General features: G+C 74.1%; 16 protein-coding genes, 4 tRNA genes, 1 other RNA gene and 1 pseudogene. 12 read left to right on the top strand and 10 right to left on the bottom strand.

Annotation, left to right across the window (positions count from 1 at the left end):
- Positions 1-45 precede the first annotated feature (45 nt).
- The 3 genes from STTU_RS14995 (at position 46) to STTU_RS14980 (ending at position 3,504) form a co-directional block, all read left to right on the top strand.
- Entirely contained in the window at positions 46-807 is a 762-nt protein-coding gene (locus STTU_RS14995) for a DUF4232 domain-containing protein (protein WP_043255256.1), read from the top strand.
- Positions 808-1,416: 609 nt separating this feature from the next.
- A complete protein-coding gene (locus STTU_RS14985) occupies positions 1,417-3,069 on the top strand; it encodes an ATP-binding SpoIIE family protein phosphatase (RefSeq protein ID WP_007824267.1) in 1,653 nt (550 codons plus the stop codon).
- A gap of 120 nt (positions 3,070-3,189) precedes the next feature.
- Positions 3,190-3,504, top strand: a complete 315-nt coding sequence (locus STTU_RS14980) for a hypothetical protein (RefSeq protein ID WP_007824266.1) — start codon at positions 3,190-3,192, stop codon at positions 3,502-3,504.
- A gap of 92 nt (positions 3,505-3,596) precedes the next feature.
- Here STTU_RS14980 and STTU_RS14975 read toward each other — a convergent pair.
- Positions 3,597-3,684 (bottom strand) — tRNA-Ser (locus STTU_RS14975).
- Positions 3,685-3,782: 98 nt separating this feature from the next.
- Between STTU_RS14975 and ffs the strand changes: the two genes are divergently transcribed.
- The 6 genes and pseudogenes from ffs (at position 3,783) to STTU_RS14950 (ending at position 12,668) form a co-directional block, all read left to right on the top strand.
- Positions 3,783-3,881: signal recognition particle sRNA small type (gene ffs, locus STTU_RS32465), an RNA gene on the top strand.
- Between the two features lie 41 nt (positions 3,882-3,922).
- Positions 3,923-6,066 (top strand): annotated as a pseudogene (locus STTU_RS14970) (DNA polymerase III subunit gamma and tau).
- Between the two features lie 231 nt (positions 6,067-6,297).
- Positions 6,298-7,563, top strand: a complete 1,266-nt coding sequence (gene purD / locus STTU_RS14965; RefSeq protein ID WP_007824262.1) for a phosphoribosylamine--glycine ligase — start codon at positions 6,298-6,300, stop codon at positions 7,561-7,563.
- Positions 7,564-8,020: 457 nt separating this feature from the next.
- Positions 8,021-9,721 carry a hypothetical protein gene (locus tag STTU_RS14960; protein WP_007824260.1) on the top strand — a complete coding sequence of 567 codons (1,701 nt, stop codon included), beginning with the start codon at positions 8,021-8,023 and terminating at the stop codon, positions 9,719-9,721.
- A gap of 392 nt (positions 9,722-10,113) precedes the next feature.
- Complete coding sequence (locus STTU_RS14955) at positions 10,114-11,604, top strand: N,N-dimethylformamidase beta subunit family domain-containing protein (RefSeq protein WP_007824256.1); 1,491 nt, start codon at positions 10,114-10,116, stop codon at positions 11,602-11,604.
- A gap of 164 nt (positions 11,605-11,768) precedes the next feature.
- Positions 11,769-12,668, top strand: a complete 900-nt coding sequence (locus STTU_RS14950) for a phosphoribosylaminoimidazolesuccinocarboxamide synthase (RefSeq protein ID WP_007824255.1) — start codon at positions 11,769-11,771, stop codon at positions 12,666-12,668.
- 163 nt (positions 12,669-12,831) lie between these two features.
- On the opposite strand, the gene STTU_RS14945 is transcribed toward STTU_RS14950, so the two are convergent.
- The 8 genes from STTU_RS14945 to STTU_RS14910 form a co-directional block, all read right to left on the bottom strand.
- Positions 12,832-12,904, bottom strand: a tRNA-Gly gene (locus STTU_RS14945).
- Positions 12,905-12,949: 45 nt separating this feature from the next.
- Positions 12,950-13,594 carry a response regulator transcription factor gene (locus STTU_RS14940; protein WP_010275894.1) on the bottom strand — a complete coding sequence of 215 codons (645 nt, stop codon included), beginning with the start codon at positions 13,592-13,594 and terminating at the stop codon, positions 12,950-12,952.
- Positions 13,591-15,207: a sensor histidine kinase gene (locus tag STTU_RS14935; protein WP_007824253.1), complete on the bottom strand. Its 1,617-nt coding sequence runs from the start codon at positions 15,205-15,207 to the stop codon at positions 13,591-13,593. The genes STTU_RS14940 and STTU_RS14935 overlap by 4 nt, the downstream gene beginning before the upstream one ends.
- A gap of 118 nt (positions 15,208-15,325) precedes the next feature.
- Positions 15,326-16,117 (bottom strand): ABC transporter permease, encoded by a 792-nt coding sequence (locus STTU_RS14930; RefSeq protein WP_009067536.1) that lies wholly within the window; start codon positions 16,115-16,117, stop codon positions 15,326-15,328.
- Positions 16,114-17,178 carry an ABC transporter ATP-binding protein gene (locus tag STTU_RS14925; RefSeq protein WP_007824249.1) on the bottom strand — a complete coding sequence of 355 codons (1,065 nt, stop codon included), beginning with the start codon at positions 17,176-17,178 and terminating at the stop codon, positions 16,114-16,116. Before STTU_RS14925 ends, STTU_RS14930 begins: the two co-directional genes overlap by 4 nt.
- Positions 17,179-17,314: 136 nt before the next feature.
- Positions 17,315-17,387: transfer RNA gene (locus tag STTU_RS14920), tRNA-Gly, on the bottom strand.
- 65 nt (positions 17,388-17,452) lie between these two features.
- Positions 17,453-17,524, bottom strand: a tRNA-Gly gene (locus STTU_RS14915).
- A 278-nt stretch (positions 17,525-17,802) separates the two neighbouring features.
- A complete protein-coding gene (locus STTU_RS14910) occupies positions 17,803-18,120 on the bottom strand; it encodes a histone-like nucleoid-structuring protein Lsr2 (RefSeq protein ID WP_007824243.1) in 318 nt (105 codons plus the stop codon).
- A gap of 454 nt (positions 18,121-18,574) precedes the next feature.
- Here STTU_RS14910 and purS point away from each other — a divergent pair, with 454 nt between their 5' ends.
- Genes purS through purL form a run of 3 tightly spaced genes read left to right on the top strand, consistent with a single transcriptional unit; the run spans position 18,575 to position 21,743 of the window.
- A complete protein-coding gene (gene purS, locus STTU_RS14905) occupies positions 18,575-18,820 on the top strand; it encodes a phosphoribosylformylglycinamidine synthase subunit PurS (protein WP_007824241.1) in 246 nt (81 codons plus the stop codon).
- Complete coding sequence (gene purQ / locus STTU_RS14900; RefSeq protein ID WP_043255251.1) at positions 18,817-19,497, top strand: phosphoribosylformylglycinamidine synthase subunit PurQ; 681 nt, start codon at positions 18,817-18,819, stop codon at positions 19,495-19,497. Before purS ends, purQ begins: the two co-directional genes overlap by 4 nt.
- Positions 19,494-21,743: a phosphoribosylformylglycinamidine synthase subunit PurL gene (gene purL / locus STTU_RS14895; protein ID WP_043255249.1), complete on the top strand. Its 2,250-nt coding sequence runs from the start codon at positions 19,494-19,496 to the stop codon at positions 21,741-21,743. Before purQ ends, purL begins: the two co-directional genes overlap by 4 nt.
- A gap of 58 nt (positions 21,744-21,801) precedes the next feature.
- Here purL and STTU_RS33090 read toward each other — a convergent pair whose 3' ends face one another.
- On the bottom strand, positions 21,802-23,538 hold the full coding sequence (locus tag STTU_RS33090) for an MFS transporter (protein WP_078518976.1): 1,737 nt from the start codon (positions 23,536-23,538) through the stop codon (positions 21,802-21,804).
- Positions 23,539-23,634 lie beyond the last annotated feature (96 nt).

Here is a 23,634-nt window from a genome sequence, read left to right as displayed (position 1 = left end):
CCCCCCACGCCCCCGCCACGCCCCCCACGAGACGCGGAGACCACCATGCGCACGACCACCGGGAAGACCACGAAGGCCCGCCGCGCGGGCACGACGGCCGCGGCGTTCGCCGCCGCGGCCCTGCTCCTCACCGCCTGCGGCGGCAACGACACGGGCGGCACGGACGCCGCGCGGAAGGTCGACAGCCAGGCGGGCCCGCTCCCCGGAGACCAGGCCGACCCCAGCGCGAGCGAGGAGGGCGGCAAGGACCCGAGCGCCCCCGCGAGCCCCGGCGGCGACGCGTCCTCCACGCCCAGCGGCAAGGAGAGCACGGGCGGTGGCGGCGGCTCGAAGACCGGCGGCGGCACGGCCACGAGCGACCCGGGCTCCGACGCGAAGCCCGCCGCGAGCACCCAGTGCCACACCTCGGAACTCTCCGTCCGTCTCGGCGACAACCACCCCGGCGCGGGTCAGGAGAACTTCGCGCTCGTCCTCACCAACACCTCGTCGCGCACCTGCACCGTCTACGGCTACCCGGGCCTCGCCTTCGTCAACGACGCGGGCGAGCAGGTCACCGTGGACCCGGAACGCGCCCCCGGCACCAAGGAACGCGTCTCCCTCACCCCCGGCAAGAGCGCCTGGTCCCCGCTCACCTTCAGCAACCCCCGCGCGACCGGCGTCACGACCGTCACCCCGGCCGCGATCCGCCTGACCCCGCCCGACGAGCGCGACTACCTCAAGGCAGCGTGGAAGGGCGGCCCGGTGAGCAACACGGGCAAGGCGAGCGTCCCGCGCGTGGGCCCGTTCACAGCCGGTACGGGGGAGTGAGCGCGCGCGACGCGTAGCGCCCCCGCGCCCCCGTACCCCCGATCGGCCCCCTCCCGGACTGCACCCGGCCCGCATCCCCCCGACGATGGGGAGAACGGGCCGGTACGTCCCCCACGCGATGGCCGCCCGGACCCGTAGCGGGACGGCGAGAGGCGGGCACGGTGACCGGAAGCGGAGGCGGAGCGACGCCCCCCGGCGGCCAGGAACCGCCCGGCGGCCACGACCCGGACGGCGGCCAGGACCCGGAGGAGGGCCGGGGCGCGGACGGCGCCCACGACGGGGACGAGAGCCGCGGCGCGGACGGCGCCCATGACGAGGGCCAGAGCCGCGGCGCGGACGGCGCCCAGGTCCCGGACGAGGGTCACAGCGCCGCCGAGCGCGCCCAGATCGACCACCTCAACGCCCTCGAAGCCCCCCACCGCACCCCCGCGGGCAAGGAGAAGGGCGAGCCCGACCCCACGTGGGCCAAGAACGACAGCACGCGCGTCCAGGACCCGGAGCGCCCCCTCCGAAGAACCCCTCCCGCAGCCCCCGCCCCCGCCGCACCCCATCCCCTCGCGCGCCGCGGCCCTCCTCGCCACCGGCCACGAGCTGGCCGAGACGGTCACGATGGACGAGGCCCTGCGCGTCACCGCCCGGCTCCGCGACGAACAGGGCTTCGACCTCAACGGGCAGGTCGTCTTCGGCGTCGGCGAGAACTTCCTGCACGCCGAGGGCCAGTCCGGCTACCGCGCCCCCGGCCAGACGGACACCGGCGAACTGCGGATGCCGCTGAGCACCCGCCACCCCGCCACCGAGGTCGCGCACACGGGCCGCGCCGTCTGGCTCGAATCCCCCGAGGCGTACGCGCGCGGCTACCCCGCGATGTGGCGCCTCACCTCGCGCCGGGGCCGCGAGGCGTGGGCGTACCTGCCGCTCGTGACGGGCGGCAAGGTCCAGGGCGTGTGGCTCGCCGCCTTCGGCGCCCCGCGCGTCTTCTCCGCCGCCGATCGCGCCCTGCTCCGCACCGCGGCGGCGCTCCTCACGAGCGCGCTCGAACGCTCCCGCACGGGCGCCGCCGAACTCGCCCTCTCGCGCGGCCTGCGCTCCAGCATGGGCGCGGCGGCCGGCGGCGTCCGCAAGGGCCTGACCGTCGCGAACCGCTACGTGCCGACCGGCGGCGGCCTCATGGTCGGCGGCGACTGGTACGACGTGATCCAGCTCCCCGGCGGGAAGATCGCCTGCGTCGTCGGCGACGTGCAGGGCCACGACGTGCACGCGGCGGGCCTCATGTCGCAACTGCGCACGGCGGTCCACGCCTACGCCGCCGAGGGCCACGGGCCCGACGCGATCCTCGCCCGCACCTCGCGCTTCCTCGCCGCCCTCGACGAGGACCGCTTCGCGACCTGCCTGTACGTCGAGGCCGACCCCGCCACCGGCGTCCTCATGCTCGCCCGCGCGGGCCACCCGCACCCCGTCCTGCGCCTGCCGGACGGTACGTGCCTGATCAAGCACGTACGGGGCGGGCTCCCGCTCGGCCTGCTCGGCGGCGCCAACGACTACCCCGTCGACCTCGTCGAACTCGACCCCGGCGAGATCCTGATGCTCTGCACCGACGGGCTCATCGAGAACGGCGGCGACGACATGTTCACCGGCTGGGTCCGGCTGCGCGACGCGCTGACCGAGGCCGACCCGGGCGACCTGGAGGGCATGGCCGACCGCCTCCTCGCCACCGTCGAGACCCCCGACCCCGAGGTGGCCCCCGCGCACGGCGGCGACGACATCGCCCTCCTCCTGCTCCGCCGCGACGCCCACCCCGAACAGGGCACGGGCGCGATCCCCGAACGCCGCCTCGTCCTCACGCTGCGCCAGGACCGCCCCGAGGGCCTCGCCGAGGCCCGCGCGGAACTCCGCCTCCTCCTCCACGACTGGGCCCGCCAGGACCAGGTCGACACGGCGGTCCTCCTCACCTCCGAACTCCTCGGCAACGTCCTCGTCCACACCGACCAGTCCGCCGCCCTCGCCGCCCGCCTCCTCGGCCACGCCGGCACCCGCCACCTCCGCGTCGAGGTCACCGACCAGGGCGACGAACTCCCCCACCAGCAAGCCCCCGGCGAACTCGCCTCCTCCGGCCGCGGCCTCATCCTCCTCGACCTCCTCGCCTCCGCCTGGGGCGTCCGCCCCGAACCCGAGGGCAAAACGGTCTGGTTCGAACTGAACGAATCGGAGGACGACGACACCCCGGAAGAGAAGACCGAGGAAGAACTCCTGGAGAACTGGTAAAGCCCACCGCCCGCCCGAACCCGACAACTTCCCACCGGAAACCGACCGATACACACGAGTTGTCCCCGGCGCGCCCGTCCCCCGCTCACACTGTGGGGCCTGAAGGAATGAGGCCGCCCCATGAGCAACCCCTACCTCGACGCCCCCCTCAGGGCGCGCATGTACGCGAAGACCTGGCACAAACTCGTCCGGGTCTCCGCGGTCGTCCTCTCCGCGGGCCTGCTGGCCCCACCCCTCTTCTTCATCGCGGCGAAGAAGCGCGTCGTCCCCATGACCGTCCCGGCCCTCTACGCGGCGGCGACCTACGGCACGGCCGTCCTGGGCGACGCCCTCGGCAACGGGGGCAACTGGGTAGGCGGCATCCTCGCCCTCACCCTGATCACAGCGGCGGTCCACGCCGCGATCCTGGACACGGACTGGAAGACGGGCCGCTGACCACACTCCAACGTTGAGGTGTGATCGCCACAACGTCGAAGGGCCCCACCGAAACCGGTGGGGCCCTTCGACGTATTGCCCGGTGAGAGCAATGGCGGAGGATACGAGATTCGAACTCGTGAGGGGTTGCCCCCAACACGCTTTCCAAGCGTGCGCCCTAGGCCTCTAGGCGAATCCTCCGCAGGAGACATTACATGAGGCAGGGGAGTGCTCGCGAACCCGATCCGGGGGTGGGGGAGAGGGGTCGAGGGTGGGGTTCGGGATCGGGTAGGGTGGCGGGCAGCCCCTCACGTGGCGCTATCTGACTGAACTCCCCCAGGGCCGGAAGGCAGCAAGGGTAGGTCGGCTCTGGCGGGTGCGTGGGGGGCGTTGTCGTGTGCGGGGCCGTTTGTCGGTGGGCGCCTATAACCTCGTAGGTGTGTCGTCCCTCGCGCTGTACCGCCGCTACCGTCCCGAGACCTTCGCCGAGGTCATCGGGCAGGAGCATGTCACCGACCCCCTGTCGCAGGCCCTGCGCAACAACAGGGTCAATCACGCGTATCTGTTCAGCGGGCCGCGCGGGTGCGGCAAGACGACCAGCGCCCGCATCCTCGCCCGCTGCCTGAACTGCGAGCAGGGGCCCACGCCCACGCCCTGCGGCGAGTGCCAGTCCTGCCAGGACCTGGCCAGGAACGGGCCGGGGTCCATCGACGTCATCGAGATCGACGCCGCTTCGCACGGTGGCGTGGACGACGCCCGTGACCTGCGCGAGAAGGCGTTCTTCGGGCCCGCGTCGAGCCGGTACAAGATCTACATCATCGACGAGGCCCACATGGTCACGTCGGCCGGTTTCAACGCCCTGCTCAAGGTCGTCGAGGAGCCGCCCGAGCACCTCAAGTTCATCTTCGCGACGACCGAGCCCGAGAAGGTCATCGGGACGATCCGCTCGCGTACGCACCACTACCCCTTCCGGCTCGTGCCGCCCGGGACCCTGCGCGACTACCTCGGCCAGGTCTGCGGGCAGGAGGACGTACGGGTCGAGGACGGGGTGCTGCCCCTCGTCGTACGGGCCGGGGCGGGGTCCGTGCGTGACTCCATGTCGGTCATGGACCAGCTCCTCGCCGGAGCCGGTGACGACGGTGTGACCTATGCCATGGCGACCTCGCTGCTCGGATACACCGACGGCTCGCTGCTCGACTCCGTCGTCGACGCCTTCGCCGCCGGGGACGGGGCCGCCGCCTTCGAGGTCGTGGACCGCGTCATCGAGGGCGGCAACGACCCGCGCCGCTTCGTCGCCGACCTCCTGGAGCGGCTGCGCGACCTCGTGATCCTCGCCGCCGTGCCCGACGCGGGTGAGAAGGGACTCATCGACGCGCCCGCCGACGTCGTCGAGCGGATGCAGGCGCAGGCGTCCGTCTTCGGGGCCGCCGAGCTGAGCCGCGCCGCCGACCTCGTCAACGAGGGCCTCACCGAGATGCGCGGCGCCACCTCGCCGCGCCTCCAGCTCGAACTCATCTGCGCGCGGATCCTCCTCCCCGCCGCGTACGACGACCAGCGCGCCGTCCTCGCCAGACTCGACCGCCTGGAGCGGTCCGGGCCACCGGCCGGAGCGGTGGCGGGGGCGGCCTACCCGCAGGCCGCCGCGCCCGCGCCCGCTCCCGTCCAGGCACCGGCACCGGCACCGGCACCGGCGCAACCGCAGGCGCCCGCCCCCGCGCAGGCCCCGGCGCCCCACGCCCCCGCCCCCGGCGGCTGGCCCGCGCCCACCGGGCCCGGCTCCGGGGACCACGCGCCCCCGCCCGACGACTGGGACCTCGTCGAGAGCGGCTCAGGTTGTACGAGCTGATCGTGCGACCCGGACCGGCCGCCCAGGTCCCGGCGCACGCCCAGCCGCAGGCCCAGGCCCCCGCCGCGCCCCAGCCCGCCGCCCCGCCCCCCGGCAGCGGCCTCGATCCGCGCGCGCTGTGGCCCGAGATCCTGGAGACGGTGAAGAACACGCGCCGCTTCACCTGGATGCTGCTGAGCCAGAACGCGCAGGTCGCCGGTTTCGACGGGACGACCTTGCAGATCGGCTTCGTCAACGCCGGGGCCAGGGACAACTTCCTCAACGGCAACAACGAGGACGTGCTCAAGCAGGCGCTCCAGAGCCGCTTCCAGGTCAACTGGAAGATCGAGGCCGTCGTCGACTCGCAGGGCGGGGGCGGCGGCGGAGCGCCCCAGTCGCCACCGCCTCCGGGGGGCGGCTACGGGGGGTACGGCGGCGCACCCGCGGCGCCCGCCCCGGCGCCGAGCCCCGCCCCCGCACCGCAGAGCGGCGGCGCACCGACGGCGGCGCCCGGTGGCCCCTCCGCCCCGCCGCAGGCCCAGTCGCGGCCCGCGCCCGCCCCCTCCGTACCGGCCCCGGCCCCCGAGCAGCGCCCCGCCGCCGCTCCCGCGCGCCCGCCCGTGGCGCCCGAGGACGACATGCCGGCGGCCGACGACCCGGACCTCGTCGAGAGCGCGCTCAGCGGGTACGAGCTGATCGTGCGCGAGCTGGGGGCGACCGTGCTCGACGAGTACGACAACGACGCGGCGCCGCACTGAGCCGGTGACGGGTGACGGGTGACGGGTGACGGTGACCGGTGACGGGTCGGGCCGGGCCACCGGCTGAGGCACGTCGCCGACCGAAGCGGGATGTGGGGCCCGAGCCGTCGGAGGTCCGGCCGCCCGGCCCGACCAAGAGTCCCCGCCCCATCACGCCCCCGGCCCCCGCCCCCACCCCACCCCTCCGCCCGTGAGCCCCCCGCCCCCCACCCGCCCGTTAGGGTGAGCCGTGTGAAGGTCCTCGTCATCGGAAACGGCGCCCGCGAACACGCCCTGTGCCGCTCTCTCTCGCTCGACCCAGCCGTCGAAGCCCTGTACTGTGCCCCCGGGAACGCCGGGATCGCCGAGGTCGCCGCCGTGCGGCCCGTCGATGCCCTGGACGGGGCCGATGTCGTGCGCCTGGCCCGGGAGACGGAGGCGGATCTCGTCGTCGTGGGGCCCGAGGCGCCGCTCGTCGCCGGGGTCGCCGACGCCGTGCGCGAGGCGGGTATCGCCTGCTTCGGGCCCGGCCGCGAGGCCGCCCTGCTGGAGGGCTCGAAGGCGTTCGCGAAGGACGTCATGGCCGCCGCGCAGGTGCCCACCGCGCGCGCCTACGTGTGCACGACCCCGGAGGAGGTCGACGCCGCGCTCGACGCCTTCGGCGCCCCGTACGTCGTGAAGGACGACGGTCTCGCGGCCGGCAAGGGCGTCGTCGTCACGGACGACCGCGCGCGGGCGCGCGAGCACGCGCTCGCCTGCGGCCGGGTCGTCATCGAGGAGTTCCTCGACGGGCCCGAGGTCTCGCTCTTCGCGGTCACGGACGGCACGACGGTCGTCCCGCTCCAGCCCGCGCAGGACTTCAAGCGCGCGCTCGACGGCGACGAGGGCCCCAACACGGGCGGCATGGGCGCGTACTCGCCGCTGCCCTGGGCGGACGCGGGCCTCGTCGACGAGGTGCTGCGCACGGTGCTCCAGCCGACCGTCGACGAACTGCGGCGGCGCGGCGCGCTGTTCAGCGGGCTGCTGTACGCGGGGCTCGCGCTCACCTCGCGCGGCGTGCGCGTCATCGAGTTCAACGCGCGCTTCGGCGACCCCGAGACGCAGGTCGTCCTCGCGCGCCTGCGCACCCCGCTCTCCGGCCTCCTGAACGCCTCGGCGCGCGGCGAGCTGGCGACGCTGGAGCCGCTGCGGTGGAGCGAGGACGCGGCCGTCACGGTCGTGGTCGCCTCCGCGAACTACCCGGCCGCGCCCCGTACCGGCGACGTGATCACCGGGCTCGACGAGGTCGCCGCGAAGGACGCCCCGGACGCGTACGTGCTGCACGCGGGGACGCGCCGCGAGGGCGAGGACGTCGTGAGCGCCGGGGGCCGCGTGCTCTCGGTGACGGCGACGGGCACGGACCTGACGGTCGCGCGCGAGCGCGCCTACGCGGCGGTGGCGCGGATCGGCCTCAAGGACGCGCAGCACCGCACGGACATCGCCGAGCGGGCGGCGCGGGACGCGGTGGCCACGGGCTGATGCCCCCGGGACCACCCGGAAAACGTGCCGGGCGCCCCGGGGCCCGTACGCGTACACGTCCTCGTGCACACGTACGGACCCCGGGGCGTCCGCTTGTCAGCACCTTTGCCCAGAGCCATTCCATCGAGTGATCGAAGCCGCATACGGCTGACGACGGCGCGCGCCCCCACTAGGGTGCGGCGCACGTGCTCCATCGCCGGTCGGCCCGTGCAGAGCGGGCCGCGCGGGCGGGCTGCGGCACTTGGCCCACCGGCATTGCGATGTCGGGGGCCGGTGTCACAGTGGGGGATGTGAGCGACGCCGGAAAGCGCGACGGGCCGCGGTCCGCCGCGGATCAGCGCGGGAAGCAAGCGACGAGGCAGAAACGGACCGGGCACCAGCACGGGTGCGCGGCCCGTCGGTGCAGGCCGGGCCCGCGGGGGTCCGGCGGGCGCCAGGGGTAGGGGGTCGGCAGGTCGTGTCGTCGGGTACGGGTGTGGAGGTGGGCGCGCTCGCCGCGCGGTCCAGGGCCGCCGCGGTGCTGCGGGTCAAGTCCGCGGCGACCGCGCTGGCGGTGCTGCCCGCGGCGTGCGCCGTCGTGCTGTGGGCGGGCGCGGTCGGCGGGCGGCTGGAGGGTACGGGGTGGGACGCGGCGAGACTGTGGGTCGCGGTGCTCGCCGTGCTCGCGCTCGCCCTCGCCGGGGCGACCGCGCTGCTCATCGCGCGCGCCGCGCCCGCCGAGTCCCCGGCCGTGCCGGTCGAGGAGCGCGCCGCGCCCGCCCTGTACCACCTGGTGCGGGAGCTGGCGGAGCGGCTCGGGGTCCCGGCCCCCGCGGCGATAGCGCTCACGCCCGACTGCGACAGCTGGCTGGAGGAGCGCGCGGCGGCGCCCGGGGTACGCGCGCAGGTCCTCGTGATCGGCTCGCCCTTCCTGTGGTGGCTGCGCGTCGCCGAACTGCGCGCGCTGCTCGCGCCCGTCGTCGCGGGCACGGAGCCCGCGGCGGAGCCGACGACGGCGCAGGCCCGCAAATTCGTCCGGGGCCTGGACGCGGCGCTCGCGACGGCCGGGCCCCGCGCCCCGCTCGCCCACCGGGTGCTGCTCGCGGTGCCCGCGCGCCTCGCACGGCTGCTGCTCGTCCGGTGCCGGGGCGCCGCGGCCGACATGGAGCGGTACGTGGCGGCGGCGTGCGCCGAGCGGGCCAGGAAGGTGGACTACGGGCGACGGATCACCGCGCAGGAGCAGGTGGGGCTCGCGTACGCGGGCTGGGACCGGCTGCTGGGCCGGGTCGCGGTGCCCGCGTGGCGGCTCGGGCGCTGGCCCGCGCGGCTCGACGCGGGCGTCGCCGCGGCGCTCGCCGAGCTGTCCCGCAGAGACCGGCTCGCCGCCGACGAGCAGGCGATGCGGCTCACCGAGCCGCCCGCGAGCGAACTCCTGGAGGAGCCCGAACTCGCCGACGAGGCCGCCTCCCTGCTCGCCGCGCGGCTCTTCCACGGGGAGCGGGGCGGCGAGTGGCGGCCGGTGAGCTGGCGCGACTACCCGCGCGAGGTCGTGGAGCGGCTGTGGCGCGCGGACGTGGCGCGGCTCGGCGAGGTGCTGGGCGAGGACGGGCGGCCGTGCACGGTGGCGCGCGTCCTGGAGCACCTGACGGTGAGCGACAGCCCGCCCGAGCGGGTCGGGGTGATGGCGGCGCCGCCGCTGCGCGAGGGCGGGGCGCGCGGCGGTGCGCCCCGTACGACGGAGTACGCGGCGCGGACCGAGCCCGAGATCTTCCCCGAGACGCCCGAGGAGGAGGCCGACCGCTTCGCGCACCCGCGCGCGGCGGCGCTCGCCGCCGGGCTCGCGGCGCGGGTCGCGCGCGAGGAGACCACCGGGGGCGTGGGAGCCACGCGCACCTCGGAGGGGGTCTACGAAGGGAACGGCGGGCTGCCGCTCTTCGCGCCGCCGCCGGTACGGAGCGGGGTGGAGGTCCTCGCGGACCACGTGACCTCGCTGGTGTGCTGCGCGGCGGTGGACGCGGGCGGCGCGATGCCGGGGCTCGACTGGCTGGACGGCCCGGTGCTCCTGGTGGACGGGGAGCGGGTGCGCGACCTCGGGGCGCGGGTGCGGAGCCTGGTGGAGGACGGCGACTCGATCCCGCTGCGCCGCTGGCTGGCGCGGGTGGGGGTACGGGTCGGGTAGGGGCGGGGTGGTGCGCGGGGGCGCCGACCGGCGGGGAGGCGCGGCGCCTTACGGGGGCGTCCGGCGGGAAGGCAGGGCGGTGCGCGCGGGCGCCCGACCGGCGGGAAGGAAGGGCGCCGTCTCGCGGGAGCGCACGGGGGTGCGCGGGGGCGCCGCCCCGGCGGGAAAGGGGCGGCCGTTTGTGCGGGCTCACCCGAACGAGGAACTCCGTTTCCGTCCGCCCGGCCCACCGCCACCAGGCAGAAGCGGTTCTGCACCGCTTCGGGCACAGGGCCGTTGGCGGGGATTCGGGGGGAACGGTGACGGTGTGCGTGCTTAGTGTGATGTGCTGGCTTCCGCCCCGGTGACGAGGGGCGCGGCACCGGGATGCGGGGGACGAGGGAGGGGCGGAGATGGGGGCGGAACGCGGGAAGGGCCGGTGGGAGTCGGGGGCGGTCGCGCACGCGGCGACGGACCCCTTCGGGCAGGGCCCGCTGCCGTGGCTGCGCGCGAGCGAGACGTACTTCGACGACACCGGCAGGGTCGTCCCCTGGTACGTCGAGCACGCCCCGGCGCCCGGCGCCGAACTGCGGATGCCGAGGCCGCGCCGCGAGGAGGGCTCGCCGCGTTCGTCCGACGACGTGCACCAGCAGATCAAGGGCTTCACCTCGACGGGCGCCGTCGCCCCCGGCGAGTCGATCGACTTCCACGTCACGGTCAACCCGCCGCAGTCGTACTCCATGGACTTCTACCGCATCGGCCACTACGCGGGGGCCGGTGCCAGCAAGATCGCCTCGACGCCCCGGCTGCAAGGACTCACCCAGCCCGAGCCGCTCCTCGCCGACCGCACGGTCTCCTGCCACCACTGGTGGCGCACGTGGCGGCAGCAGATCCCCTCGTACTGGAAGCCGGGCGCGTACGTCGCGGTCCTCACGACGTACGACGGGCACCGCTCGCACATCCCGTTCACCGTCCGCGACAGCGAGCCCGCCGACCTGCTCCTCCTGCTCCCGGACGTGACCTGGCAGGCGTACAACCTCTACCCGGAGGACGGCAGGACGGGCGCGAGCCTGTACCACGCCTGGGACGACAAGGGCGGGCTGCTCGGCGAGGAGGACGCCGCGATCACCGTGTCCTTCGACCGCCCCTTCGCGGGCGCGGGCCTCCCGCTGCACGTGGGCCACGCCTACGATTTCATCCGCTGGGCCGAGCGCTACGGCTACGACCTCGCCTACGCCGACGCCCGCGACCTCCACGCGGGCCGCGTCGACCCGACCCGGTACCGGGGCCTCGTCTTCCCCGGCCACGACGAGTACTGGTCCGTCCCGATGCGCCGCACGACCGAGCGCGCGAAGGAGGCCGGGACCTCGCTCGTCTTCCTCTCCGCGAACACGATGTACTGGCAGGTCGAGCTGAGCGCGTCCCCCTCGGGCGTCCCCGACCGGCTCCTGACCTGCCGCAAGCGCCGGGGCCCCGGCCGCGCGACGCTGTGGCGCGAGGTGGACCGGCCGGAGCAGGAGCTCATGGGCATCCAGTATGCGGGCCGGGTCCCCGCCCCCGCCCCGCTCGTCGTGCGGCACGCGGAGCACTGGCTGTGGGAGGCGACCGGGGCGCACGAGGGCGACGAACTCCCCGGGCTCGTCGCCGGGGAGGCCGACCGCTACTTCCCGCGCACGCAGTTGCCCCCGTACGAGGACCGGATGCTCCTCGCGCACTCGCCGTACGAGGACCAGGGCGCCGTCCGCCACCAGGAGACCTCCCTCTACCGCGCCCCCAGCGGCGCCCTCGTCTTCGCCTCCGGCACCTTCGCCTGGTCGCCCGCGCTCGACCGGCCGGGCCACGTCGACACCCGTATCCAGCGCGCGACGGCGAACCTCCTCGACCGCATCTGCAAACGCGACTGACCGGCGTCCGCCGACGTCGGGGGCGGGGGCTCGCACCGCTCGTACGGGCGGGCGTCACGCGTGCCCCACCGCCCTCACGCCGTCCACCCGGCACCCTGCGGCGTCGCGCCTCGCTCCCGTACGGGACAATCGGGGGGCATGGGACGGAAGCACGTGGAGGAACCGTGTCCGGATTCGTAGAAAAGCCCGAGCCCGTACAGGTGCCGGGGCTGGTGCATCTGCACACCGGCAAGGTGCGCGACCTCTACCGGAACGAGGCCGGCGAGCTCGTGATGGTCGCGAGCGACCGCTTGTCCGCCTACGACTGGGTGCTGCCCAGCGAGATCCCCGACAAGGGGCGCGTGCTCACGCAGCTCTCGCTGTGGTGGTTCGACCAGCTCGCCGACCTCGTCCCGAACCACGTCCTGTCGACGAAGCTGCCCGAGGGCGCCCCCGCCTCCTGGGCCGGGCGCACGCTGGTCTGCCGCTCGCTCGACATGATCCCGGTCGAGGCCGTCGCGCGCGGCTACCTCACCGGCTCGGGGCTCGTCGAGTACAACGCGTCCCGCACGGTGTGCGGGCTCGCGCTCCCCGAGGGCCTGGAGGACGGCTCCGAGCTGCCCGGCCCGATCTTCACCCCGGCGACGAAGGCCGAGGTCGGCGAGCACGACGAGAACGTGAGCTACGAGGAGGTGGCCCGCCGGGTCGGCGCCGAGACCGCCGCGCAGCTCCGGCAGACGACCCTCGCGGTCTACGCCCGGGGCCGGGACATCGCCCGTGAGCGCGGGATCATCCTCGCCGACACGAAGTTCGAGTTCGGCTTCGACGGGGAGGAACTCGTCCTCGCCGACGAGGTCCTCACCCCCGACTCCTCGCGCTTCTGGCCGGCCGATTCCTGGGAGCCGGGCCACGCCCAGCCCTCCTTCGACAAGCAGTTCGTCCGCGACTGGCTCACCTCCCCCGTCTCCGGCTGGGACCGCAAGAGCGAGCAGCCGCCGCCCGAGCTGCCCGCCGAGATCGTGGAGCGGACGCGGGCGAAGTACGTCGAGGCGTACGAGAAGCTGACGGGCGTGCGCTGGGGCTGAGACCCGGAGCGGCACGGGCCGAGCGGTCGACGGGTGCGGGGCGATGTTCCACGTGGAACATCGCCCCGCACCCGTCGACCGCCATGTTTCACGTGAAACATGGCGCGCCCGGAGACACCGCGCACACGAAGAAGGCCCCCCGTTCCCGGGGGGCCTTTCGCTGAGCGGACGACCAGGTTCGAACTGGCGACCTCAACCTTGGCAAGGTTGCGCTCTACCAACTGAGCTACGTCCGCACCGCGCTTCTCCGCCGCTCTCGCGGTGTTCAGCGCGTGAGACCACTATACCCAACCCCGGGAGCGGGCCGTGCGCACGGCGGCGTGACGGTTCTCGGCCCCGAGCTTGGTCACGGCGGAGGAGAGGTAGTTGCGGACGGTGCCGGGGGAGAGGCCCGCGCGCTGGGCGATCTCGGCGACGGGGGCCCCGTCCGCCGCGTACTCCAGGACCTCGGCCTCGCGGGCGCTGAGCGGGGAGTCCCCGGCGGCGATCGCGTCGGCGGCCAACTCGGGGTCGACGTAACGGCTTCCGGCGTGGACGGTGCGGATGATCTCGGCGAGCCGCTGCGCGCTCACGGTCTTCGGCACGAAACCGCGCACCCCCACCTCCAGGGCCCGCTTGAGGTGCCCGGGACGGCCGTGGCTCGTCACGATGAGGCAGCGGCAGCCGGGCAGTTCGCTCCGCAGGCTTGTGGCCACGCTCACACCGTCGCCGTCCGGCATCTGGAGGTCGAGGACGGCGACGTCGGGGCCCTTGGCGCGGGCCATCGCGAGGGCCTCGGCGCCCGAGGCGGCCTCCGCGACGACTTCGAGGTCGTCCTCCAGAGCGAGGAGGGCAGCGAGGGCACCCCGGATGAGGTGCTCGTCGTCGGCGAGCAGCACGCGGACCCGGGGAGTGGCGGGAGACGCGGGCGGGGGCTCGGTGGTCACGGGCGGTTTCCTCCGGGGGCGGGGTCGGGAACGGGCGGGTGCGGTACGTGGGCCGCGAGGCGGAAGCGCCCCGGCGCCGTGGGGCCGGCTTCGAGTACGCCGCCGAGGGGCGCGAGGCGTTCGCGGAGCCCGGCGAGCCCGGAGCCGCCCCGGGTGGGGCCGGGCGACTCGGGGGCGCCGTCGTTCTCGACGGTGAGGCTCGTGCCGGAGCGGCTCGTGGCGAGCGTGATGGTGCAGTGGCGGGCGTCGCCGTGGCGCAAAACGTTCGTCGCGGCCTCGCGGACGACCCAGGCGAGGGCGGCCCGCACGGGCGGAGCGAGGGACTGGATGTCCCCCGCGGCGGTCGCGCAGTCGATCCCGGCCGCTTCCAGGACGCTGCGCGCGCCGAGCAGCTCGGAGCCGAGGTCGATGCCCCGGTAGCCGCGTACGACCTCGCGGACCTCGCGCTGCGAGCGCTGGGCGATCTCCTGGACCTCGGCCATCTGCGCCACGGCGTCCTCGGTGCGCTCGCGGCGGGCGAGCCGGACCGCGAGTTCGCTCTTGAGGGCGATGGTGGCGAGGTTGCGGCCGAGGACGTCGTGGAGGTCGCGGCCGAAGCGGAGGCGTTCCTCGGCGACGGCGAGTCGCGACTCCGTCTCCTTGGCGCGCTCGACCTTGTCCTTCGCCTTCTCGATCTCCTGGCGCGCGTACTCGATGTCCCAGGTACGGGCGAGGGACCAGCCGGAGGGGCGGCAGATGACGAGCGCGAGGAGCGCCGAGCACGGGACGATGATCGCGAGGACGGCGCTCGGGGTGCCCTCGGGGTCGGCGAGGAGAGCGGCGGCGGAGAGCGCCGCGGTGCCGCCGACGACGGCGAGGAGGAAGCGGGGGACGGGGACGCGGAGGGCCAGGACCGCGTAGACGGGGTTGATGAAGAACATCACCGCCGTCACGAGCGCCTGGGTGTCGATCGTGCCCGTGCCGAGGCACACGAGGTAGAGCGCCGCCGTGAGGACGGTGAGCGCCAGGAGCCGCCACGCGGCCGGGGCGCGCAGCGCGTCCGTCCTGCCGAGATAGCGGTCGAGGGCGTCGAGGAGCGCGGGGCGGGTGGCGACGCAGAGCGCGAGCGAGGAGAGGAACAGCGCGGAGCGGAGCACGAGGTCGGTGCGGTCGCCCCGCCCGAAGTGCTGGAGGAGATCGGGCAGGACCCAGCCCGCGAAGAACCCCCATACGTAGCGGCTGAGGGTGGCCCGCGTGTAGTGGTCGAGCTGCTGGACGGGGCGGTGGCCCCTGGTCAGCGACGGGGGCCGCCAGGAGAGGCGCTCGAAGCGCGGGAAGCGGGGCTCGGCCACGGACCCGCGCTCCCCGGCCACGGACCCGCGCTCCCCGGCCACCGACACGGGCTCCCCGGCCACGGCCGCTTCCGCGCGCACGGCGGCTTCCGGCTCCCCGGCCGGGACCGCGTCCACCGTCGTCTCCCCGTCCACTGCCGGGACCGCGTCCACGGTCCGGACCGAGTCCTCGGCCGGTGCGGCGGACGCCGCCGACGCGGCGGACGCGCCCGGTCCCTTGCCGTCGGCCGGTGCGGGCACCACGGCCGTCGCCGTCGTGGTCTCCTCGTGGCTGCCGCTCAAGGGTCACCCCTTCCTGTCTCCGGTCGGTCTCTCCATGGTGCGGGGTCGCGCCGGTGACAGCACGGGTACGGGGCGCCACCCGGCGTCGGCCGCCCCGGCCCCGTACCGCCGCCCCCGCTCAGCGCCTCGGCTCCCAGCGGAACCAGCGGCGGACGCCGTAGACGGTGAAGGCGGCCCAGGCGAGGCCGGTGACGACGGCCAGGAGGGTGTCGCCGCTGTCCAGGTTCCCCGCCCAGCCACCGCGCAGGAGCGAGAGCGTCGGCGTGAAGGGGAGACAGCGGGCGACGGCCGCGAGGGTGTCGGGCATCACGTCGAGGGGGACGCCGACGCCCGAGCCGATCATGGTCAGCAGGATGACCGGCATCGCCATGACGGCGGCGGTCTCGGCGGTACGGCTGAGGGTCGCGGTGAGGGCGGCGAGGCCGATGGCCACGACGATGCCGAGGACCGCGCCGAGCACGACGAGCGCCGGGTTCGAGGGCGCCCCGGGGTGCACGAGCAGGGTGAAGCCCACGATGACCACGAGCCACTGCACGAGACACGTGACGACGGCGGGCACCGCCGAGCCGATGAGGATCTCGGGGTCCCGCACCTCCCCGGTGCGCAGCCGCTTGAGCACCAGCTCCTCGCGCCGGGTCACGTAGGTGCTCACCAGCGTCGAGTAGACGGCGAAGAGGAGGGAGAGGCCGAGAGCGGTCGGGAGGAGGACCGTGCCGAGATCGAGGCCCGTGCCGCTCAGGTCCATCGAGTCGATGGCGTTCTTGAAGCTGAACGGGAGGACGAGCGGTACGACGAGGGCGGCGAAGAGCGTCCCCTTGCCGCGCAGGAGCAGTGTCGTCTCGGCACGCGCGAGCGCGCCCATGCGGCTGCGCGCGGTCGAGGCGGGACCTGTGGGGGCGACGGTGCTCATCGGGTGGTCTCCTCTGCGAGCGCGGGGGCGGGGACGGGGGACGGGGCGGACGGGCCGCCGGTACGGGTGCCGGCCTGGGCCGCGATCCGCAGGAACGCCTCTTCGAGCGAGGCCGCGCGGATGTCGAGCCCGTCCAGCTCGATGTTCTCGGCACGCGCCCACAGCAGCAGCTCGGTCGCCGCGTGCTGGAGCCGGTGGGTGCGGAGCCGGACGGTCCTGCCGTCCGCGTCGAGGAGCGCGGCGCGCAGTGCGGCGGCGTCCTCGGGCGGCGCGAGCCGGTCGGCGCGCGCCCCGGCGGGCTCGGCCCACAGGCGGGCGAGCGGGGGCAGGTCCTCGGGGCGGTGGCTCGCCGGGAGGCGGAAGGAGATCCGCGAGGGCTGGCTCGCGAGGACCTCGTCGACGGTCCCGGTGACGTTGATGCGGCCCGCGTGGAGGATCGCGAGCCGGTCGGCCAGCTCCTCGGCCTCCTCCAGGTAGTGCGTCGTGAGGAGGACGGTGGTGCCCTCGGCGCGCAGCGCGCGGACGAGGTCCCAGGTGGCGCGGCGGCCCTCGGCGTCGAGCCCGGTCGTCGGCTCGTCGAGGAAGAGGATCTCGGGGCGGCCGAGCAGGGCGCTCGCCAGGTCGAGGCGGCGCCGTTCGCCGCCGGAGAGCTGCTTGACGCGGACGGTGCGGCGCTTGCCGAGGCCGACGAGTTCGAGCGCCTCGCCGACGGGGCGGGCCCCGCTCGTGCAGGCCGCCCACATCCGTACGGTCTCCTCGACGGTCAACTCGGAGGGGAAGCCGCCCTCCTGGAGCATGACGCCGGTGCGCGGGCGGATCGCGGCCCGCTCGCGGTAGGGGTCGTGGCCGAAGACGCGGATCGTGCCGCTCGTGGGCCGGGCCAGTCCTTCGAGAAGTTCGACGGTGGACGTCTTGCCCGCGCCGTTCGTCCCGAGCAGGGCGAAGAGTTCGCCCCGGTCCACGTGGAAGGTGATCCCGCCGACCGCTTCGAACCCGCCCCCGTAGACCCGGCGCAGGTCAGTCACATCGATGACTCGCGTGGTGTCTTTCGCGCTGTTCATGTCTTCGAGTCTTCCCGCGCCGAGGGGCCCGGGGCAGTGCGCGGTGTCACCAAGGCGGATGACATCTGTCATCGGGGCCCGCGAACCCCGGCGCGCACACGAAGAAGGCCCCCCGTTCCCGGAGGGCCTTTCGCTGAGCGGACGACCAGGTTCGAACTGGCGACCTCAACCTTGGCAAGGTTGCGCTCTACCAACTGAGCTACGTCCGCAGATGCTCCCACGACTCACGTCGTGCGGTGCGGTGACCACCCTACCTCACGGTCGAGCGGTGCAGAGCGGGTGACAGGGATCGCACACTGCGCCTCCCCCTTGGAAAGGGGGTGTTCTACTACTGAACTACACCCGCGCGGCTCCGGGTTCCGGCCTTTCGGCCCGTTCCCTTCGGCGTGCTCCAGACTTTAGCCGATCACCCGGGGTGGAGCGCAAATCGAGGGCGACGGGCCGTCAGGAGAGGGGGGCGGGGTGCGGCCCGTGAGGTACGGGGCGGGCGGCCCGGAGAGGTACGGGGGGCGGCCGGTCCGTGAGGTACGGAGGGGCGGCCAGGGGCACGGGGGCGGGCGGGCCGCGAGGAGCCGATGCCCCGCCCGCCCCCGTACCACCGGGGCTCACGCCCCGGCGCTCGCCTCAGTTGGCCGCCTCGAACTCCTCAAGAACCTTCTTCGGGATGCGTCCGCGCTGCGGCACGTCCATCTGGTGCGACCTGGCCCAGGCGCGGACGGCGGCGGGGTCGGCCGCCACGGAGGTGCGCCGGTAGGCGCGGCCCGAGGAGGAGCGTTTGCGGCCTGCGGCCACGAAGGGCTCCAGTGCCTTGCGCAGTTTCTCCGCGTTGGCCTGGCTCAGGTCGATCTCGTACGACTTCCCGTCCAGCCCGAAAGTGACGGTTTCCGCCGCTTCCTTGCCGTCGGTGTCGTCGTAAAGCGTGACCACGACACGCTGCGCCACGAATATCGGTCCTTTCGTCGGCGGCTCCCGCCGCCCGACCTGTACACGGCCGGAGTTCCGCGCTCCCGGTCGGGGCGCGGCCCTGTGCACGCGGTGGCGCGTACGGGATCATGCGTGCCCGTACGCACTTTTACCGAATGTCTTTTCCCGGCCGATTCCTTTTTACAGGCCGGGGTGCGGAGTGGGGAAGTCCTTAAGGAGTTCCGCCGCGTGTTCCCGCCGGTGTTCCACCGGCAGTCGTGCGCATTGCCACCCCGTATATGCGCACGGATTTTCCGGCGCGGACGACTTCCTGTGTGAGTACCGCCACAGGTCCGCGGGTGCGCGCCCTCCGTCCCGCCCCCGGGGCCGCTACCGCCCGTAAGTGATCCACTTCCGGTCTACCCGCGTAGAAATTCCGGCCCGGTACGCTGAACGGACAAGCTCAACGAAGCACCACACACCGGGAGTGCCCGTGGCACGCGTCGTAGTCGACGTCATGCTCAAGCCGGAGATCCTCGACCCCCAGGGACAGGCGGTGCAGCGTGCACTGCCGCGCCTCGGCTTCGAGGGGATCGCCGACGTGCGTCAGGGAAAGCGATTCGAACTCGAAGTGGACGGCCCCGTGGACGACGCCGTCCTCGCGCGGGTCCACGAGATGGCCGAGACCTTCCTCGCCAACACCGTCATCGAGGACTTCGTCGTAAAGGTGGAATCGTGACGGCACGTATTGGGGTCGTTACTTTTCCCGGCACCCTTGATGACCGTGACACGCAGCGCGCGGTGCGGATCGCGGGCGCGGAAGCCGTTCCGCTGTGGCACCGCGACAAGGACCTGAAGCAGGTCGACGCGGTGGTCCTGCCCGGGGGATTCAGCTACGGCGACTATCTGCGCGCCGGCGCGATCTCGCGGTTCTCGCCGGTCATGGAATCCGTGATCGCCGAGGCGAAGTCCGGAATGCCTGTCCTCGGTATCTGCAACGGATTCCAGGTCCTCACCGAGGCGCACCTGCTGCCCGGCGCGATGCTCCAGAACGACCGTATGCGTTTCGTGTGCCGCGAGCAGAAGCTCCGGGTGGAGAACGCGGGTACCGCGTGGACCACCGAGTTCACGGCGGGTCAGGAGATCCGTATTCCGCTCAAGAACATGGACGGCCGCTACACGGCCGACGAGCGCACCCTCGACGCCCTGGAGGCCGAGGGCCGGGTCGTCTTCCGGTACGTGGACACGAACCCCAACGGCTCGCTCCGCGACATCGCGGGCGTGACCAACGAGGCCGGCAACGTCGCGGGCCTCATGCCGCATCCCGAGCACGCCGTGGAACCGCTCATCGGCAGCGGTGGCACGGACGGCCTCGGGTTCTTCACCTCGATCCTGAGGAAGCTGGTTTCCGCATGAGCCTGGACACGGTCGAGAACGCGGCCGCGACCCCGGAAACGCCGCTGCCGTGGAAGGAGCTCGGCCTCAAGGAGGACGAGTACCTGCGGGTCCGCGAGATCCTGGGCCGCAGGCCCACGGGCGCCGAGCTGGCGATGTACTCGGTGATGTGGTCGGAGCACTGCTCGTACAAGAGCAGCAAGGTCCACCTCAAGCAGTTCGGTGACAAGGCCCCGCAGTCCGACGCGATGCTCGTCGGCATCGGCGAGAACGCCGGGGTCGTCGACGTCGGCCAGGGGTACGCGGTGACCTTCAAGGTCGAGTCGCACAACCACCCCTCCTACGTCGAGCCCTACCAGGGCGCCGCGACCGGTGTCGGCGGCATCGTCCGCGACATCATCGCGATGGGCGCGCGCCCGGTCGCGGTCGTGGACCCGCTGCGCTTCGGCGCGGCCGACCACCCCGACACCAAGCGCGTGCTGCCCGGTGTCGTCGCCGGGATCGGCGGCTACGGGAACTGCCTGGGCCTGCCGAACATCGGCGGCGAGGTCGTCTTCGACGCCTGCTACCAGGGCAACCCGCTCGTCAACGCGGGCGCCGTGGGCGTCATGCGCCACGAGGACATCCACCTCGCGAAGGCGTCCGGCGCGGGCAACAAGGTCATCCTGTACGGGGCCCGCACGGGCGGCGACGGCATCGGCGGCGCCTCGATCCTCGCCTCCGAGACCTTCGACGCGACGAAGCCGAGCAAGCGCCCGGCGGTGCAGGTCGGCGACCCCTTCCAGGAGAAGCTGCTCATCGAGTGCACGCTCGAAGCCTTCGCCGAGAAGCTCGTCGTCGGCATCCAGGACCTCGGCGCGGCCGGGCTCTCCTGCGCCACCTCGGAGCTGGCCTCGAACGGCTCCGGCGGCATGACGGTCGTCCTCGACGACGTACCGCTGCGCGACTCCACGCTCTCGCCCGAGGAGATCCTCATGAGCGAGTCGCAGGAGCGCATGTGCGCCGTCGTGGAGCCGGAGAAGGTCGAGCGCTTCCTCGCGATCTGCGAGAAGTGGGACGTCATCGCGACGGTCGTCGGCGAAGTGACCGACGGGGACCGGCTGGAGATCTTCTGGCACGGCGAGAAGATCGTCGACGTCGACCCGCGCACCGTCGCGCACGACGGCCCGGTCTACGAGCGGCCCCTCGCGCGCCCCGAGTGGCAGGACGCGCTCCAGGCGGACGACGCGAACAAGCTCCCCCGCCCGGCCTCGTCGGCCGAGCTGAAGGAGCAGGTCAAGCGGGTCCTCGGTGCGCCGAACCAGGCGTCGAAGGCGTGGATCACGGACCAGTACGACCGGTACGTGCAGGGCAACACCGTCCTCGCGCAGCCGGAGGACTCCGGCATGATCCGCGTGGACGACGAGAGCGGTCTCGGTGTCGCGCTCGCGACGGACGGCAACGGCCGGTACGCGAAGCTCGACCCGTACACGGGCGCGCAGCTCGCGCTCGCCGAGGCGTACCGCAATGTGGCGACGACCGGCGCGCGTCCGCTCGCCGTCTCGGACTGCCTCAACTTCGGCTCCCCCGAGGACCCGGCGGTCATGTGGCAGTTCTCGGAGGCCGTGCGCGGGCTCGCGGACGGCTGCCAGCAGCTCGGCACGCCGGTGACCGGCGGCAACGTCTCGCTCTACAACCAGACCGGTGACGTCGCGATCCACCCGACGCCCGTCGTGGCCGTCCTCGGCGTCATCGACGACGTGGCGCGGCGCACCCCGGTCGCCTTCGCGGAGCAGGGCCAGCTCCTGTACCTCCTCGGCGACACGAAGGAGGAGTTCGGCGGCTCGGCGTGGTCCGAGGTGATCCACGAGCACCTGGGCGGCCTGCCCCCGGCCGTCGACCTGGAGCGCGAGCGGCTGCTCGGCGACATCCTGATCTCGGCCTCGCGCGACGGCATGGTCGACGCGGCGCACGACCTCTCGGACGGCGGCCTCGTCACCTCCGTCGTCGAGTCGGCGCTGCTCGGCGGCAACGGCGTGCGGCTCGTCGTGCCCGAGGGCCTGGACGCCTTCACGTTCCTCTTCTCGGAGTCGGCGGGCCGCGCGGTCGTCGCCGTGCCGAGGAGCGAGGAGCTGCGCTTCACCGACATGTGCGGCGCGCGCGGCCTGCCCGCGACCCGGATCGGCGTCGTGGACGGCGAAGCGGTCGAGGTGCAGGGCGAGTTCGCGCTCTCGCTGGAGGAGCTGCGCGAGATCCACGAGGGGACGGTGCCGGGCCTGCTGGCCTGAGCCCTCCCCCGTACGGGGGCGATGCCGCGCTGCTCGCGCGTCTGCCCCCGTGCGCGCGTCAGCTGACGCGCTCCCGAGCCCCTGCCCGGTCCCTGCGACCGGGTGGGGGCTCCGGCGTTCCCGGGGGTGTCCCCGCGGGCGCGGTCGGCGGGACCGGGAGGCGCAGGACGAGTGCCGTCGCGAGGAGCATGAGGGCCGCGAGGCACGCGAAGACCGTGTCGATGCCGCCCGTGAAGGAGAGGGCCGCGCCCGGGACGGTGGTGGAGGGGTCGTGGCCGCGTGCCGCCGCCCCGTCGAGTCCGGTGAGGCGGGTGAGGAGCACGCCGCTGAGGGCCGCGCCCGCCGCGCCGCCGAGCGTCTGGAAGAAGCGGGCCGCCGTCGTCGTGACGCCGAGGAGCCCGGCGGGCGCGGAGTCCTGCGCGTACTGGACGAGCTGGCCGACGAGGAGCCCGAAGCCGCAGCCCAGGACGAAGAGCGCGCCCCGCGTGGCCCACGCGGACGTGTGCGCGGTCGAGGTGGCGAGCAGGGCGAGGCCGAGCGCGGCGCCCGAGGTGCCGAGGGCGAGGGGCAGGCGGGCGCGCTGGTTCACGTACCGCTGCGAGAGCACCCCCGAGACCGTCATGCCGGCCGCCATGGGGAGCAGGAAGAGCCCGGCGCTCGCGGAGTCGAGGCCGCGCGCGACCTGGAGGTAGAGCATGACCTGCACGATCGCCGAGGTGAGCCCGATGCCGAGGAGGAGCTGCACGGCGAAGCCGAGCCGCAGGGCGCGGGAGCCGAACAGGGTCAGCGGGAGCACCGGTTCGGGCGCGGTCGCCTGCCGCCACAGGAAGAGCACGAGAAGGGCGAGGGCCGTCGCCGCGAGCGCGAGGGTCTGCGGGGCGAGCCAGGGCCAGCGGCCCCCGCCCCATTCGAGCGTGAGCAGGAACGCCGAGGCGAAGGCGGCGGCGAGCGCGGCGCCCGCGTAGTCGACCCGGCGGCGCGCGGGGCGGTCCGGGAGGCGCAGGACGGCGGCGGCGGTGAGCAGGACGGCGAGGCCGACCGGGAGGTTGACCCAGAAGATCCAGCGCCAGGACAGGTGCTCGGTGAGCATCCCGCCGACCCAGGGCCCGAGCGCCATCCCCGCCCCGGCGACGAGCCCACCGGCTCCGGCGCCGCGGCTGGGGGAGGAGGTCTTGGGGGCTCCCGGGGCGGCGGGGGGTTCCGGGGTGGCCAGGGATTTCGGGGTGGCGGGGGGTTCCGGGGTTTTGGCGGTTTCCTGGGGTGCGGCTCCCGTGGTCCCGGCCGCTTCCGGGGGGACGGCGGCTCCCGTGGTCGCTGCGGCTCCCGGAGGTCCTGCGGCTTCCGGAGGTCTTGCGGCTTCCGCCGCCCCGGCGGGCTCCGCCTCCTTGCGGGCCTGCGACGCGAGCCGGATCACGACGAGCGTGATGCTCATGAGCCCGCCCCCGCCGACCCCTTGGAGGGCACGGAAGGCGAGGAGCTGGGGCATCGACCGGGCGAAGCCGCACAGCGCGGAGCCGAGCAGGAAGATGCCGAGCGCGCCGAGGAAGACGCGTTTGGCGCCGAGGGTGTCGCAGAGCTTCCCGTAGAGGGGGAGCGCGGCGGTGGCGGCGAGCTGGAAGGCGGTGACGAGCCAGGGGACCTTGGCGAGGCCGCCCTCGGGGTCGAGATCGCGGACGAGCGGGACGGCGGCGGCCGAGACGATGTTCGAGTCCAGGACGGCCAGGATGATCGTGACGAGGCAGAGCGCCGTGACGAGGCGGAAACGGGACGGGGAAGCGGGCGGCGGGTGGGGCACGGGGGCTCCTCGGGGTGGACGGGCGCCGACGAGCCGAGGATGACGCACATACGTGTACCGAGTCAATCTTTCATCTCGGTCAATGTCCGTGATCCG

Origin of the sequence: Streptomyces sp. Tu6071 (assembly GCF_000213055.1) — a bacterium.
In the GTDB taxonomy this organism is placed as follows: Bacteria; Actinomycetota; Actinomycetes; order Streptomycetales; family Streptomycetaceae; genus Streptomyces; species Streptomyces evansiae.
Note: the sequence above shows the minus strand (reverse complement) of the source record. Positions and strands in the feature narration are given on the sequence as shown.

Bases quoted from the DNA above. Each gene is read 5' to 3' on its own strand.
- STTU_RS14995 (WP_043255256.1), top strand. From the start codon at position 46: ATGCGCACGACCACCGGGAAGACCACGAAGGCCCGCCGCGCGGGCACG.
- STTU_RS14985 (WP_007824267.1), top strand. From the start codon at position 1,417: ATGGACGAGGCCCTGCGCGTCACCGCCCGGCTCCGCGACGAACAGGGC.
- STTU_RS14980 (WP_007824266.1), top strand. From the start codon at position 3,190: ATGAGCAACCCCTACCTCGACGCCCCCCTCAGGGCGCGCATGTACGCG.
- STTU_RS14955 (WP_007824256.1), top strand. From the start codon at position 10,114: ATGGGGGCGGAACGCGGGAAGGGCCGGTGGGAGTCGGGGGCGGTCGCG.
- STTU_RS14930 (WP_009067536.1), bottom strand. From the start codon at position 16,117: ATGAGCACCGTCGCCCCCACAGGTCCCGCCTCGACCGCGCGCAGCCGC.
- STTU_RS14925 (WP_007824249.1), bottom strand. From the start codon at position 17,178: ATGAACAGCGCGAAAGACACCACGCGAGTCATCGATGTGACTGACCTG.
- purL (WP_043255249.1), top strand. From the start codon at position 19,494: ATGAGCCTGGACACGGTCGAGAACGCGGCCGCGACCCCGGAAACGCCG.